Raw genomic sequence first — 14775 nt, 5'->3', positions numbered from 1 at the left:
TTGTGTGAATTGTCTTGTCCCCACAAAATCGGTGGAAAGGCCTTTGTCCTGAGCCAGGCCTCGGGCTAGGAAGCATACATAACGAGAATGCTCAGATTAGCCGTATCGCCGCTAGGAATTCCACCATGATTGCCAGGTTGCCTCCCCACGAAACTAAAAACGAACCCTGTGAGTTGTTCCTGGCTCGCCTTGAGAAAGAAGGATTCCAGGGAGAAATTGCTCGCGATCATGCTGTGAGGACAGTGCTGGCAACCGACAACTCGATCTATCAGCGTCTGCCTCAAGCCGCGGTGTTCCCCAGAAATGTGCAAGATGTCGAGCTCTTGGCCCGCCTTGCGGCGCTGGCGTCGTTCAGTTCGGTGGTGCTCACGCCGCGTGGCGGCGGAACCGGAACCAATGGCCAATCGTTGACGAGCGGCGTTGTGGTGGATCTGTCGCGTCATATGCACGGCATCCTTGAGATCAACGTCGAGGAGCGCTGGGTGCGTGTGCAAAGCGGTGTGGTCAAGGACCAGCTCAATGCGGCGTTGAAACCGCACGGACTGTTTTTTGCACCGGAGTTGTCGACGTCGAATCGGGCCACGATTGGCGGGATGATAAATACCGACGCAAGCGGTCAGGGAAGCTGTACCTACGGAAAAACCCGTGACCACGTCCTGGCGCTTTCTACCATTCTGATAGGCGGGGAGCGGCTCGATAGTGCAGTCCTGGAGCGAGATTGCTGGCAGGCGCAAGCGCATCGCGACGACAAGGTTGGGGCAATTTATCGATGTGCTTCGCAGATCGCCCATGATTACGCCGAACTCATCGAGCATACCTTTCCCAAGTTGAACCGTTGCTTGACGGGATATGACCTGGCGCATCTGCGTGAGCCGAATGACCGATTCAATCTGAACAGTGTCCTGTGTGGGTCCGAAGGCTCACTGGGTTTCATTGTTGAAGCCACGCTGAATGTGTTGCCCATTCCCAAGTACTCGATCCTTGTCAACGTACGTTACGCGGGCTTCATGGATGCATTGCGCGATGCCAAGGCGTTGATGCAGCTCGAGCCATTGTCCATCGAGACGGTCGACTCCAAGGTCCTCGGGCTGGCCATGAACGACATCGTCTGGCACGGAGTCGCCGAGTACTTTCCCCAAGACCCCGATGTGCCAACCCTGGGAATCAACCTGGTGGAGTTCAGCGGCGACGATGAGGAAGTGGTTCAGCTGCGTGTTCATGAGTTTGTCCGGCACCTTCAGCAGGACACCAGTGTGGTGCGATTGGGGCACACCCTTGCCATCGGTGCAGAGGCATTGAAGCGGGTTTACGCGATGCGCAAGCGTGCGGTGGGGCTGCTGGGGAATGTCAAAGGTTCCGCCAGGCCCCAGCCGTTCGTTGAAGATACTGCGGTTCCTCCCGAGAACCTGGCTGATTTCATTGCGCAATTTCGGGCGCTTTTGGATAGCCATGGTTTGGAATATGGCATGTTCGGCCACGTTGACGCCGGGGTCCTGCATGTGCGGCCGATTCTGGATATGAAAGACCCCGCTCAGGCGGCCTTGATCCAGCCCATTTCCGATGCCGTCGCCGAGCTGACGCAAAAGCACGGTGGCTTGCTCTGGGGGGAGCATGGCAAAGGGTTGAGGTCGCAATATGTGCCGGACTACTTCGGCGAACTCTATCCGGCGCTGCAGGAACTCAAGTCGGCTTTTGACCCGTACAACCAACTCAACCCGGGAAAAATCGCCACGCCACACACGCTACCTGACGCTCGGTTGACTCGAGTTGATGAGGTCACGTTGCGCGGCGAGCTGGATCGTACGATTGATGAGCGGGTGTGGTTGCATTACGACGCCGCGGTCCATTGCAACGGCAATGGCGCCTGCTACAACTTCGACCCCGATGACGCCATGTGCCCTTCCTGGAAGGGCACTCGAAATAGAATTCACTCGCCCAAGGGGCGCGCTTCTCTGATCCGGGAGTGGCTGCGCTTGCAGGGGCAGCAAGGTGTCGATGTGTTGGTTTCACAAGGGGCTCGCCCTTTAGCGGCCACGGTGATCAGCTTCGCCAGGCGTGCTGCCAATACGGTTGCGCACAAGATGGGCCAGAAAGACTTTTCCCATGAGGTCTACGAGGCGATGGCAGGGTGCCTCGCCTGCAAGTCCTGTGCGGGTCAGTGCCCGGTGAAAGTCAATGTGCCCGACTTTCGCTCACGATTCCTCGAGCTTTACCACAGCCGATATCTGCGCCCATTGAAGGATTACCTCATCGGTTCTCTGGAGTACACGATTCCCTACTTGGCCCGTGTGCCGCGCTTGTACAACGGGATCATCGGTTCTGGGATGGTGGGGGCGTTTCTTCGGCGCGTTGCCGGTATGGTCGACAGCCCGCTGCTGAGCTTGCTGAAGTTTGATGACGTTTGCCGCCGCTGGAAGGTGCGCGTGGCGTCGCCAGCGCTTCTTGAAGGGCTGGACGAGGCGCAGCGTAAACGCAGCGTTATTCTCGTGCTGGACGCCTTCACCCGTTATTTCGAGACACCGCTGCTCGCGGACTGGATCGAGTTGATTTCCAGGCTCGGGTTTGAGGTGTACATCGCGCCGTTCGCGGCCAATGGCAAGCCGCTGCAGGTTCAGGGCTTTCTAAAGGCATTCGAACAAGCCGCGCATTTCAACGCCCGATCGCTTCGCGAACTGCATCAATATCAGATTCCGTTGGTGGGGCTTGATCCCGCGATGACCTTGGTTTACCGCCAGGAGTACGTCAAGACCCTGGGTGAGGACCAGGCCCCAGCGGTCCTGCTGCCTCAGGAATGGCTTGTGGAGGTGCTTGTGCAATCAGCGGTGAGCGCCGACGAAGGTACTTACTACTTCCTGCCGCACTGCACCGAGAAAACCAACGAGCCGGGCAGTGTGGGCCTGTGGCAGACGATCTATGCGCGAGTCGGCTTGAGGTTGCAGGTGCAAGCCAGTGGGTGTTGTGGAATGTCCGGAACCTACGGGCACGAAACACAAAATGCCGAGACGTCCGAGGTTATTTACCGACAGTCCTGGGGGCCATTGGTGGCCCGTCTTAATGGGGCAGGGCGCCTGCTGGCGGATGGGTACTCGTGTCGAAGCCAGGTCAAGCGCAAGGACGGGCAGCTTGTCCTGCACCCGCTCCAGGCGTTGCTGAGGTTCCTGCGCGACACCGCCACCCCATCTTCAGGATGCTGATTGGCGCGAGCCTGAGGCGGCTTGGCCGCCTCGCGTTTCTTAAGGTATTGATTGGAGGCCATCGGCCCAGCGAAAACCGATGTGCGCAGATCGTCGAGCGGTATCAGAACCCATAGAGCTTTGCAGGGTTATCAACCAAAATCTGCTTGATGAGCGCGTCATCGTTTTCAACCCAGTTAAACAGCATCTCCAGCAGACTGGCATCGTTGGGCATGGGTACCGGTATACAAGGATGTGGCCAGTCGCTCGCCCACAGTAAGCGGTTTGGATTCGCTTCGATCAACGCCCGAGCGTAGGGCGTTACGTCGTCGTAAGGGAAGTCCTTCGATGCAGTAAAGCGATAAGCCCCCGAAAGCTTGACCCACACACGACCTTCTTTTAACAGCCGCAGCAGGTCGGTGAATCCTGGATGGCCCAGCCCGCAACTGGTGGGCATGTGCCCCATGTGGTCGATGACGACTGCGACGGGCAGGCTGGCCACGGTCTCGTACAAGTCGGCGAACTCGGTGATATCGATCAGTAGCTGTAGGTGCCAGCCAAGTGGCGCGACTTTTTCTGCCAGCGCTGCAACATCCGATACCTCAACACCGCTTTTGAAGATCAGGTTGACGCGCACGCCGCGCACCCCGAGGCGATGCATTGCCCACAAGGTTTCTGTATCGGTATCGGCATCGATCACCACAACGCCGCGGAATGCGCTGCCCGCTTCTTTCAGTGCCGCGAGCGTTGTGCTGTTGTCCGCCCCATAGACGCTGGGTTGGACGATGACCCCGCGACTTAGCCCCAGGGTTTTTTGGACGCGCTGAAATGCCTCCAGTGGAGCGGGAGGTGGCGTGTAGGAGCGGTGAGGAGAGAAGGGTTGGCCATTCTCGTCACCAAAAACGTGGAAGTGGCAGTCGCACGCGCCGTCAGGCAAGGCGCGTGGCAATGTACGAGGTTCAGGGTCCGGGCCTGCGCATTGCGGTGCGTAGGTCTCTCCCAGCGAACTCATCCGAGTGATTTCCCAACCTTGCAATCCTCGCAATCCGTTGCGTTCGGCGGAGTTGATGATTTGTTGCCAGGTGACTCGTCTGGCAAGGTCGGGATCGCCGAGCCTGATCGCTTCGAAGATCGCCTGATGCTCAGCCAGTAGCGTCTCGCCAAGGTCGCTGGAGCGAACCAGGTGGTTCTCCAGTAACGCCGCTTCGTAGACGTGGCTGCACAGAAAAATGATGAAGTTGCGAAAGTATTCATTGCCTGTGGCATCGGCAATTGCGCGCTTGAACTGCAGGCTGTGTTCCACCATGTCCTGACGGTTTTGGATACTGGCGCGCAGGGTGTCCAGTGCCGCTTCAATCTTGTTCAACTGACTGAGTGACCGGCGTCTGGCGGCCATGGCGGCCGCGGCGACTTCGAGGTCCAGGCGCAGCTCATACAGTTGACGCAGCTTGGTGCTATCGGTGAGCTCCTCTTGAGTAATCCGGAAACTGCTTTGGTTGGCTTCGGTTGCAACAAATACCCCAAGCCCCTGGCGACTGACGACGAGGCCGGCCGAATTGAGCCGAGCGACAGCTTCACGCACTACATTTCGGCTAACGGCAAAAGCCTCTGCCAACCGGCTTTCCGTGGGGATGCGATCACCTGGGCGGAGTCGACCTTCACGTATTTCGCTTTCCAGGTGACGAAAAATTTCAACCGAGAAGTGATCGCGTCGGCCAATTGCTTTTATAGTCATTTTACTCAGTCATCAAATGTCAGTTTCAAAAGCTTGAAACGTCAAACGCCCACGTAACGAACATTGCGTGGGCGTTACTCTAACAAATGATGGCTGGCTCAGTGTAATTGCTTGCCCTTGGTTTCCGGGAGGAAGAAGGTCACCACCAGGACAAGGCAGTAGGCTCCTCCCGCGAAGATCGCGATGGCGGTGCCGAGGCTGTATTTGGCGCTTATAAAGCCTACGAGTCCGGGAAACAGAGCGCCTACCGCTCGCCCAAAGTTATAGGAGAATGCCTGGCCATTGGCCCTCACTGCTGAAGGATAAAGCTCAGTCAAAAAGGCGCCCATGCCGCTGTAGATACCTGAAGCTGCGAAGCCCAGTGGAAAGCCGAGAAACAGCATTTGAGTGTTGGTCAAGTTCAGTTGCATGTAGCAGACCACACTGATGGCCGACAGAACGGCGAAGATGATGAAGTTGGGGCGCCGCCCCAGGCGGTCAGACAGGAAGGCGCCGCAGACATAGCCAAAGAATGAACCGATGATGACCACCATCAGATAGCTACCGGTGCCAAAGACCGACAGGCCCTTTTCCAGTTTCAGATAGGCTGGCAACCACGTGGTGATTGCGTAGTAGCCACCTTGAACGCCCATGCAGAGCAGGGCGGATAGCAGCGTGGTGCGCAGGAGCGAGGGTGAGAAAATGTGCCAGAAAGGAACCGAGTTGCCTGTTTCGCTCTGGTGCTTTTTAGTCCGCAGGAATACCTCGGGCTCTGGTACATATTTACGAATGTAGAGGACCAGAAGTGCCGGAACGATGCCGATCCAAAACAGCGACCGCCAGGCAATATCTTCGGGAAGCAAGCTGAAAGACAGTGTGTAGAGCAGTGCGGCGGCGCCCCAGCCAATGGCCCATCCGCTTTGCACGATACCCACGGCTTTGCCGCGATGTTGCGCTCGAACCATTTCGCCGATCAGTACCGATCCCACGGCCCACTCACCTCCGAACCCGAGCCCCTGCAGTGCCCGAAGGACAAATAACTGTTCGAAGTTTTGCGCAAAGCCGATCAATACGGTGCAGATCGAGAACCACAGAATACTGATCTGCAGCAACCGCACACGACCGTATCGGTCTGCCAGAATGCCCGCTCCCCATCCGCCAATGGACGAGAAAAGTAACGTCACGGTACTCAGTAGCCCCACTGAACCCTTGTCAATGTGCCAAAGGGTCATCAGCGAGGCGATGACAAAGGTGAACACCATGAAATCCAGGGCGTCCAAGGCCCAGCCACCAAATGCGGAATAGAAGGTGCGTTTTTCAACGGTATTAAGTTCGCTAAACCAACTCATTATTATTCTCCGGGCAGCACCGCAGTTCTGCTTGGTTATTGTTTTTGTTATTTGAAGTCGTACAGGGCGCCAGGGTTATCAACCAGAATGCTCTGTCGTTGGTGTTCGCTGGGCGCCCATGAAAGCAAGCGATCCAGCAATGAACTTGTGTCGGGCGTACTTTCGAGTGCTACGTGAGGCCAGTCGCTGCCCCACACCATTCGTTCCGGGGCAACGGCCAGCAAGGCATGGGCGAGCGCATCTGTATCGGCATAGTCCGGACGTTGATCACTCAGGCGGTAAGCGCCCGACAACTTGACCCACCAACCGTGCTCCGCCACGTTCCTCAGCAGCAACTCAAACCCCGGTTCCTTAATGCCCAGATGGGCCGGGAAGTGCCCGAAGTGATCAATCACGACAGCGCAAGGCAACTTGGCCATCCGAGCCTCAATCTCACTTAGAAGCCGAACATCAATCAGAAACTGCATATGCCAGCCAAGGTCGGCAATTCGATGGGCAAGGTGCTCCATCAAGTCCAGATTCACTCCGCCTCGAAACAGAACGTTGATGCGAACACCACGCACACCCAAGGCATGCATATTCGCCAGTTCGTCGTCGCCAACGTGTTCGTCTACTACCGCGACCCCTCTCAGTTGCTCCTGATGACGTTGCAACACTTCGAGCATGTACCGGTTGTCGGTGCCATAGACGCTCGGCTGCACCAAAACCCCTCGCTGCATCCCCATCGCCCGCAACACCTCCAGATACAGCGCCTCAGGTGCCGGAGGCGGGGTGTAGCTACGGTCGGGTACCAGTGGATAGCGCTCAAGATCGCCGGAGATTACGTGTGCATGGGTGTCGCATGCCCCGGCCGGCATTACGAAGCTCGGGGCCCGGACCTCTGCTCCAGGGGGCGCGCACAAAGGCGGCGAGTCGGTGGCGGGTCGCAAGTGAGACATGGATTTCATCCCCTCGACAGCCTTTCGCGCGTCATCACGGTTGAAAAGCGGCACTTGTTAGTTGTTGGTTGTTGGTTGTCCTACAAGTGCTGGCATGTTGAGTTTTTGCCTCTGCCTTGTCAATGCGTGCAGGCTTGGTTTTTTACACGGGGGTGGGGGGCGTGTCGGGATGCCTGGTCGAGATTGCTCAGTCCCCGGCCGAACCGGCCCAGGCTGAACAGGGTATTGAGCAACGCCGGCGGGCCAAGCGGCGGCCCGCCTCGGTTCTAAAGCTCGGCCGCTGAAAAACCGTTGCGCTGGAAGAATCGGTCCAGCTCCCGGGGCAGGGGCTCCACGCCGGTGAAGATCTTCAAGTACTCGGGGATGTAGCGCATGCGCTGCGCCATCGGTTCCTGGGTGTTCATGCTGATGTAGCCGATCTGGGTCAGGTAGATCGAGCGCGCGCGGGTGACGGCGGCGTCATGGGCGAAACCGAAACGGTCGAACATCTGTGCCAGGGCCTGCACCCGCTGTGCATCGGCCTGGCGGATCTCGTGCGCCACTTCGGGGGATTGCAGGGCCCAGCTGCGCATGGCGAACTCGAACTGTGAATCGAACAATTCGCTGTTCAGCCAGCAGTCGAAGACGTTGAGAATCGCCTCGGTGATGGATTCGGCATAGGCCTCGGACTGTGACACCAGGCTCAAGGTGTTCTTGTTCTTCCACAGATTAACCAGGGCTTCGAGCAGGGCTTCGCGGTCCTGGAAATACCAGTAGAAACTGGTGCGCGACAGGTTGAGTTTCTTCGCCAGCGGCATCACCCGCACCGCATCCACTCCCGATTCCTTGAGGCTCTCATAGGCCGCGTTGAGCCAGCTTTCCAGAGAGCCGCGGCCGGCAGCTTCCACATTGTTGCTGGTTGCTTTCATGGGGCATTTTTTCCTTGTCCGTTTAACCTTGACGGGGCGAATGTACACCACTGTCAGCATCATTGACACTGGTGTACATTGAGGTCTATCGTCTGCCTTGCCTGATGACCAGTATGCGAGACCGATATGAATAACGATCCGCTTCTTCAGCCCTATCGCCTCAAGCACCTGACACTTCGCAACCGCATTATCACCACCTCCCACGAGCCGGCGTACCCCGAAGAGGGCATGCCGAAGAAATTGTACCGGGCCTACCACGTCGAGCGTGCCAAGGCCGGCGTGGCCATGACCATGACTGCAGGCTCGGCGGCGATCTCCCGCGATAGCCCTCCGGTGTTCAACAACATCCTGGCGTACAAGGACGAAGTGGTCGGCTGGATGAAAGACCTCACCGACGAATGCCACGAGCATGGCGCGGCGGTGATGATCCAGCTCACCCACCTGGGGCGCCGCACCCGCTGGGACAAGGGCGATTGGCTGCCGGTGGTGTCGCCCTCGCACAATCAGGAGCCGGCACACCGAGCCTTTCCCAAGAAGCTGGAAATCTGGGATATCGAACGCATCATCCGCGATTACGCCGACGCCGCCGAACGCATGCAGGCCGCCGGCCTGGATGGTATCGAACTGCAGGCCTATGGCCACCTGATGGACCAGTTCTGGTCGCCATTGACCAACGAGCTGGAGGGCGCCTACGGCGGTTCATTGCACAACCGCCTGCGGTTTACCTTCGAGGTGCTGAGTGCGATTCGCCAGCGGGTGGGCCCGGAGTTTATCGTCGGCATCCGCTACACCGGCGATGAGGTGCTGGCCGGCGGCCTTGAGAAAGAGGAGGGGCTGCACATCTCGCAGCTGTTGAAAGACAGCGGCATGGTCGATTTTCTCAACGTGATTCGCGGCAATATCGCCACCGATGCCGGGTTGACCGACATCATCCCGATCCAGGGCATGCGCAATGCACCGCACCTGGACTTTGCCGGGGAGATTCGTGCCCTGACCGGTTTCCCCACCTTCCATGCGGCGAAGATCCCCGATGTCGCCACCGCCCGCCACGCGATTGCCTCGGGCCTGGTGGACATGGTGGGCATGACCCGTGCGCACATGACCGACCCGCACATCGTGCGCAAGATCATCGAGAACCGAGAAGATGAAATCCGCCCCTGTGTCGGCGCCAATTATTGCCTGGACCGGATCTACAACGCCGGCGCCGCCTACTGCATTCACAATGCCGCCACTGGCCGCGAAACCAGCATGCCCCACGAGGTGCCGAAGGCCGCGCACCCGCGCAAGGTCCTGATCATCGGCGCCGGCCCCGGTGGCCTGGAGGCGGCGCGGGTCGCCGGCGAGCGCGGGCATGAAGTGCTGGTGCTGGAGGTGGCCGACCAGCCCGGCGGGCAGGTGCGCCTGACCGCGCAGTCCGAGCGGCGCAAGGAGATGATCAGCATCATCGATTGGCGCATGGCGCAGTGCGAGCGCCTGGGGGTGAAGTTTCGTTTCAACACCTGGGCCGATGCGGCGATGGTCCTCGATGAAAACCCCGACGTGGTGATCGTCGCCACCGGCGGTTTGCCCCATACCGAAGTCCTGCACAGCGGCAACCAGTGGCTGGTGTCGAGCTGGGACATCATTTCCGGCGACGTGAAGCCTGGGCGCAATGTGCTGGTATACGACGATGCCGGCGATCACGCAGGTTTGCAGGCTGCCGAGTTCATTGCCCGCAGCGGCGCCAGGACCGAGATCATGACCCCCGATCGCTCGTTCGCGCCGGAGGTGATGGGCATGAACCTGGTGCCTTACATGCGCTCGCTGCAGCAGTTGGACACCACCTTTACCGTCACTTACCGGCTCAAGGCCGTGGAGCGCCAGGGCGAGCAGTTGCTGGCGACCATCGGCACCGACTACAGCGACCTGGAGAAAACCCGACTGGTGGACCAGATCGTGGTCAACCACGGCACCCGGCCCCTGGACGAGCTGTATTTCGAGCTGCAGCCCATGGCCACCAACGAAGGCGCCGTGGAGTACAAGGACCTGATTGCCGGCACCGCGCAAAACCTGGTGACCAACCCTCAGGGGCGTTTCCAGTTGTTCCGGATCGGCGATGCGGTGTCATCGCGCAATACCCACGCGGCCATTTACGACGCACTGCGCCTGGTCAAGGACCTCTAGCCACTGCTTGCGCCCTGTTTTGCACAATAAGAAAGACAGCCGTCATCCGTTTCCCTAGCGTCAAGTCACTGCCCCGAACGTTGGTCTGACTGGTTTTGATAAACCTCAAACTCTTCCCAGCGGAGGTTGTTGCATGCACACGGATACCGATTTCACCGAGCTGCTCAATGTCGTTCCCCCAAGCCCTCTGCACTATCGCAGTGATGCCAGCGTCACCGGCCATGCCCTGGCCCCGGTGGACCACGGCCTGCTGGCGGCCTATGCCGCGATCGACCGGCCGGCGCTGCGCCAGTACCGCCTGGAGCGCATTCGCCAGCAACTGCGCAAGCAGGATTACGCCGGCGTGCTGCTGGCCGACCCGATCAATATCCGTTACGCCACCGATACCAATAACCTCGGCCTGTGGGTGATGCATTCCCCTAGCCGTTACGTATTCGTGGCCACCGATGGCCCGGTGGTGCTGTTCGAGTTCGACAGCAGCCGGCACAACAGTGAGCACATCGAGACCATCGATGAAATTCGCCCGGCGATCCCCTGGCTGTATTTCCTGGCCGGCCCACGGGTCGAGGAGAAGGCCGAACGCTGGGCCCTAGAGGTGGCCGACCTGCTGACCCGGCATGGCGCCGGCAATCGTCGCCTGGCAGTGGACCGCTGCGACCCCTGGGGCGCGGAAAAGCTCAAGGCCAGGGGCATCCAGCTGTTCGATGCCCAGCCGCTGATGGAGCAGGCGCGGCTGATCAAGTCGGTGCAGGAGATTGCCAGCCACCGGGTGTCGATGGATGTGTGCGACCTGGCGATTGCCCGCATGCGCGCCAGCCTGGTGCCGGGCATCACCGAAAACCAGCTGTGGAGCATCATGCACGGGACCAACGTGGCCCAGGGCGGGGAGTGGGCCGAGAGCCGCCTGCTGAACTCCGGGCCGCGCACCAACCCCTGGTTCCAGGACGCCTCGGACAAGCTCATCGCGGCCGGGGAGATGGTCTGTTTCGACACCGACATGGTGGGCCCGGGCGGTTATCTCTCGGACATCTCCCGCAGCTTCATCTGCCCCGGCAAGGCGCCGACGGCGGCCCAGCGCGACCTGCTGGACATCGCCTCGCAGCAAATCAGTTTCAATCTCGACCTGCTGCGCCCGGGGCTGTCGTTTCGCGAGTTCGCCGAGGGCTGCTGGCCGGTGCCCAGGCAGTTCGAGCACAACCGCTACATGATGATGCTGCACGGTGTGGGCCTGGTCGATGAGTACCCCAGCGTGGCCTACGCGGTGGACTTTGCCGAGTGGGGCTATGACGGCCACTTCGAGGAAAACATGGTGCTCTCGGTGGAGAGCTACATCGGCGAGCGGGGCGGCCATGAAGGCGTGAAGCTCGAAGAGCAGGTGCTGGTTACCGCTGCTGGAGCGGTCAAGCTTTCCCGTACCCCGTTAGTCGACGGCGATCGATAGCAGTGGTTGTTGCCTGATTCTTGCAGGCACGGCGTCTACCCTGTCCGGAGAAAAACAATGAGCAGCATGACCGTGATCGAAAACGCCAGCCCCCTGGCACCGCCCCCGGTACCCAGCGCCGAACCTTTCCTGCGACTGGAGGCGATCCATAAGCAATTCGGGCCTTACCCCGTATTGCACGACGTGTGTTTCGAGATGGCCAAGGGTGAGGTGGTGGCGATCATCGGCCCCAGCGGCTCGGGTAAAAGCACCTTGCTGCGTTGCATCAACCAACTGGAGCCCGCGACCCGGGGGCGGGTCAGCATGGGCGGGGTGGCTATCGAAGCCGGGCGCCCGCTGCCCCGGAGCGAGCTGCTCAATCTGCGCCGGCGCATCGGCATGGTGTTCCAGTCGTTCAACCTGTTTCCGCACCTTACGGTGCTGCGCAACGTCAGCCTGGCGCAGGTCCGCACCCTCGGCCGCAGCGCCGAGGAAGCTGACGCCCGCTCTTTGCAGTTGCTGGACCGGGTGGGGCTCGCGGACAAGGCCAACGCCTATCCGGCGCGTTGCTCCGGCGGCCAGCAGCAACGCATCGCCATCGCCCGGGCCCTGGCGCTGGATCCGGAGCTGATGCTGTTCGATGAGCCGACCTCGGCCCTGGACCCCGAGCTGGGCCTGGAAGTGCTGGCGGTGATGAAGGAGCTGGCGCGCGAGGGCATGTCGATGCTGGTGGTGACCCACGAGATGCACTTTGCCGAGACGGTGTCCGACCGGGTGGTGGTGATGGCCGAAGGGCGGATCATCGAGCAGGGGCCCAGTGCCCAGGTGATGCGCGAGCCGCAGCACGCGCGGGTGGCGCAGTTTCTCCAGGCCGTGAGGAATCGCTGATGGCGGATATTCTGCTGGTCCTGTTGCGCGGCGTGCCCTGGACCCTGAGCGTGACCCTGGGCGCTTTCTGCATCGGCGTGGTGCTGGGCTTTCCACTCTGTGCCCTGCGTCTGTCGAACCTGAAGCTGTGTCGCTGGCTGGCGGCGATGCTGGTGCTGACCCTGCGTTCGATACCGCCCATCGTCTGGCTGTTCTTCATCTTCTTCGGCGTCGGAGGCGGCTACATCGCCTTGTCGCCGTTCGCTGCCGCGGTGCTGGGCCTGGGGCTGATCACCGCGGCGCATATGTCGGAGGTGTATCGCGGTGCCTTTGCGGCGATCCCCCAGGGGCAGTACGAGGCGGCGCAGGTGCTCAATCTGTCGGCGCCCCAGCGCTTTTTCGATGTGATGCTGCCGCAACTGGTGCGCATCGCCATTCCCACCTCGGCCACCTATGCCATTGGCTTGCTCAAGGACTCGGCCGTGGCCTCGACCATCGGTGTCGGTGACGTCAGCTTCCAGGCGTACCAGATGTCTCAGCAAACCTTTCAAGGGCTGGAGGTGTACAGCGTGGCGGCGCTGGTCTACCTGATTCTCAGCGTACCGGTGGCGCTGTTCTCGCGCTGGCTGTCGGCCACCCTGAAGCAGAGGATTGCCCGATGAACGAGATCCTGACGATGTGGCTGGCCTGGTTTCCCGAGCTGTGGAAGGGCTTTGTGCTGTCAATTCAGGTCACCGCCGCCAGCCTGGCACTGGGGGTGGTCCTTGGGTTGTTGCTGGCGCTGGGTGTGTCGGCGCCCCGCCGGGCAGTGCGCTACCCCTCGTTGCTGATTGTCGAGCTGGGGCGTGGCGCGCCGGCGTTGATCCTGTTGCAGTACTTCTATTTCGGCCTGCCTTCGGCGGGCCTGACCCTGAGTTCTTTCTGGGCGGCAGCCCTGGCGCTGGCCTACTGCACTGCGGCCTACACCAGCGAGATCATCCGTGGCGGCATCGAGGCGGTGGCCCAGGGGCAGAACGAGGCGGCCGAGGTGATCGGCCTGAACCGCTTCGATGCACTGCGTTTCATCATCTTGCCCCAGGCGATGCGGGTGGCTCTGCCGTCGTTGCTGGGGTTCTCGATCATGATGTTCCAGGCCGCGTCGTTGTGTTTCACCATCGCGCTCCCGGAGATCGTCAGCCGCGCCTCCGCCATCGGTTCATCCACCTTCGAGTACATGCCGGTGCTGACCCTGGCCGGCCTGATGTATGCCGCTGTGTGTGCGCCCGCGACCCTGGGCGTGGCGGCGCTGGAGAAAAAACTGGCCCCCAGCCAGCACGCATGACCTGCTCGAGCCGTCTTTCGGCTGCCATTCTCTTAATGCAACCCATGCACAGGTGAAGCCATGATCCGTTCATTCAAACGCATTGTTCGTTGGGCGTTCCTTTGTTCCTCCCTGGCGGGAGGTTCGGTGCTGCTCGGTGCCCCCCAGGCTCTGGCCGACTGCAAGCCGGCCCACTCGTTTGAAACCCTGACTCCGGGGGTGTTGAGCGTCGCGGCCTGGGTCTTCCCGCCGTACTCGATCCCCGGGCCGGGCAACCAGTTGAGCGGGGTCGATGGTGAAATCATCAAGCGCATCGCTGCCAGGGAGTGCCTGGATATCAAGCTGACAGTGGTGGACCCGGCGGCGGTGGTCCAGTCGGTGATCGCACGGCGGGCCGACGTCGGCATCGGCGACTGGTACCGTACCGCCGAGCGCAGCAAGGTCCTGGGTCTGACCGCGCCGCTGTACCTGGACGTGATGGGGATCATTTCCAGCGAGGGCTATTCGAAAATCTCCGAGCTCGAAGGCCAGCGCATCGGCACGGTGCAGGGTTACCTGTGGGTCGACGACTTGAAAAAGGCCTTTGGCGACAATCTGGTGCTCTACCCCAACCCGGTGGCCATGGCCCAGGACCTGGCGGCCAAGCGGATTGCGCTGGGCATCGACAGCTTTGCGGTGGGTGTGGCTTCGCAGCAGAAGGGTGCCTACCGGGGCATGAGCATCAAGGTCTCGGAGCCCGACCCGCGGGTTAAGGCTACCCTGGAGCCGGGGCAGACCAGTTTTCCCCACACCAAGGCCAATACGGCGCTGAGTGAGGCGCTCAATGAAAACATCCAGGCCTTGCATGCTTCTGGCGAAATTGCCGAGATACTCGGCTCGTTCGGCCTGGATAAACAAGCCGCCAACGTGGGGGCGCCACGCCTGGTGGAATGACCCGCAGCCC

At 60.5% G+C, this 14775-nt stretch carries 11 protein-coding genes; 7 read left to right on the top strand and 4 right to left on the bottom strand.

Annotation, left to right across the window (positions count from 1 at the left end; translation table 11 throughout):
- Positions 1–125: 125 nt before the first annotated feature.
- Positions 126–3194 carry a D-2-hydroxyglutarate dehydrogenase YdiJ gene (gene ydiJ / locus AC1RMG_RS18790; protein WP_493169896.1) on the top strand — a complete coding sequence of 1023 codons (3069 nt, stop codon included), beginning with the start codon at positions 126–128 and terminating at the stop codon, positions 3192–3194.
- Between the two features lie 103 nt (positions 3195–3297).
- Here the strand turns inward: ydiJ and AC1RMG_RS18785 are convergent, their stop codons facing one another.
- The 4 genes from AC1RMG_RS18785 to AC1RMG_RS18770 all read right to left on the bottom strand — a co-directional run bounded on the left by AC1RMG_RS18785 (position 3298) and on the right by AC1RMG_RS18770 (position 8082).
- On the bottom strand, positions 3298–4908 hold the full coding sequence (locus AC1RMG_RS18785; RefSeq protein ID WP_019094842.1) for an amidohydrolase family protein: 1611 nt from the start codon (positions 4906–4908) through the stop codon (positions 3298–3300).
- 98 nt (positions 4909–5006) lie between these two features.
- A complete protein-coding gene (locus AC1RMG_RS18780; protein ID WP_011061835.1) occupies positions 5007–6236 on the bottom strand; it encodes an MFS transporter in 1230 nt (409 codons plus the stop codon).
- Between the two features lie 47 nt (positions 6237–6283).
- On the bottom strand, positions 6284–7093 hold the full coding sequence (locus tag AC1RMG_RS18775) for an amidohydrolase family protein (RefSeq protein ID WP_493169893.1): 810 nt from the start codon (positions 7091–7093) through the stop codon (positions 6284–6286).
- Positions 7094–7440: 347 nt separating this feature from the next.
- Complete coding sequence (locus tag AC1RMG_RS18770; protein ID WP_011061833.1) at positions 7441–8082, bottom strand: TetR/AcrR family transcriptional regulator; 642 nt, start codon at positions 8080–8082, stop codon at positions 7441–7443.
- 126 nt (positions 8083–8208) lie between these two features.
- On the opposite strand from AC1RMG_RS18770, the gene AC1RMG_RS18765 reads away from it, so the two are divergent.
- From AC1RMG_RS18765 to AC1RMG_RS18740, 6 genes are all read left to right on the top strand, one after another.
- The gene (locus AC1RMG_RS18765; RefSeq protein WP_011061832.1) at positions 8209–10245 is read left to right on the top strand and encodes an NADH:flavin oxidoreductase; all 2037 of its coding nucleotides are present in this window, start codon (positions 8209–8211) and stop codon (positions 10243–10245) included.
- A gap of 133 nt (positions 10246–10378) precedes the next feature.
- Positions 10379–11686 carry a M24 family metallopeptidase gene (locus AC1RMG_RS18760; protein ID WP_493169890.1) on the top strand — a complete coding sequence of 436 codons (1308 nt, stop codon included), beginning with the start codon at positions 10379–10381 and terminating at the stop codon, positions 11684–11686.
- Between the two features lie 57 nt (positions 11687–11743).
- Positions 11744–12553, top strand: a complete 810-nt coding sequence (locus AC1RMG_RS18755) for an amino acid ABC transporter ATP-binding protein (RefSeq protein ID WP_011061830.1) — start codon at positions 11744–11746, stop codon at positions 12551–12553.
- On the top strand, positions 12553–13194 hold the full coding sequence (locus AC1RMG_RS18750) for an amino acid ABC transporter permease (protein ID WP_493169886.1): 642 nt from the start codon (positions 12553–12555) through the stop codon (positions 13192–13194). Before AC1RMG_RS18755 ends, AC1RMG_RS18750 begins: the two co-directional genes overlap by 1 nt.
- Positions 13191–13853, top strand: a complete 663-nt coding sequence (locus AC1RMG_RS18745; protein WP_019094845.1) for an amino acid ABC transporter permease — start codon at positions 13191–13193, stop codon at positions 13851–13853. The genes AC1RMG_RS18750 and AC1RMG_RS18745 overlap by 4 nt, the downstream gene beginning before the upstream one ends.
- Positions 13854–13913: 60 nt before the next feature.
- A complete protein-coding gene (locus AC1RMG_RS18740; RefSeq protein ID WP_015636002.1) occupies positions 13914–14765 on the top strand; it encodes a substrate-binding periplasmic protein in 852 nt (283 codons plus the stop codon).
- Positions 14766–14775: the final 10 nt, after the last annotated feature.

The sequence above is a fragment of the Pseudomonas sp. GW822-FHT04H02 genome (genome assembly GCF_058800645.1).
Note: the sequence above shows the minus strand (reverse complement) of the source record. Positions and strands in the feature narration are given on the sequence as shown.

Bases quoted from the DNA above. Each gene is read 5' to 3' on its own strand.
- AC1RMG_RS18760 (WP_493169890.1), top strand. From the start codon at position 10,379: ATGCACACGGATACCGATTTCACCGAGCTGCTCAATGTCGTTCCCCCA.
- AC1RMG_RS18775 (WP_493169893.1), bottom strand. From the start codon at position 7,093: ATGCCGGCCGGGGCATGCGACACCCATGCACACGTAATCTCCGGCGAT.
- AC1RMG_RS18780 (WP_011061835.1), bottom strand. From the start codon at position 6,236: ATGAGTTGGTTTAGCGAACTTAATACCGTTGAAAAACGCACCTTCTAT.
- AC1RMG_RS18750 (WP_493169886.1), top strand. From the start codon at position 12,553: ATGGCGGATATTCTGCTGGTCCTGTTGCGCGGCGTGCCCTGGACCCTG.
- AC1RMG_RS18765 (WP_011061832.1), top strand. From the start codon at position 8,209: ATGAATAACGATCCGCTTCTTCAGCCCTATCGCCTCAAGCACCTGACA.
- AC1RMG_RS18770 (WP_011061833.1), bottom strand. From the start codon at position 8,082: ATGAAAGCAACCAGCAACAATGTGGAAGCTGCCGGCCGCGGCTCTCTG.
- AC1RMG_RS18755 (WP_011061830.1), top strand. From the start codon at position 11,744: ATGAGCAGCATGACCGTGATCGAAAACGCCAGCCCCCTGGCACCGCCC.
- AC1RMG_RS18740 (WP_015636002.1), top strand. From the start codon at position 13,914: ATGATCCGTTCATTCAAACGCATTGTTCGTTGGGCGTTCCTTTGTTCC.
- AC1RMG_RS18785 (WP_019094842.1), bottom strand. From the start codon at position 4,908: ATGACTATAAAAGCAATTGGCCGACGCGATCACTTCTCGGTTGAAATT.
- ydiJ (WP_493169896.1), top strand. From the start codon at position 126: ATGATTGCCAGGTTGCCTCCCCACGAAACTAAAAACGAACCCTGTGAG.
- AC1RMG_RS18745 (WP_019094845.1), top strand. From the start codon at position 13,191: ATGAACGAGATCCTGACGATGTGGCTGGCCTGGTTTCCCGAGCTGTGG.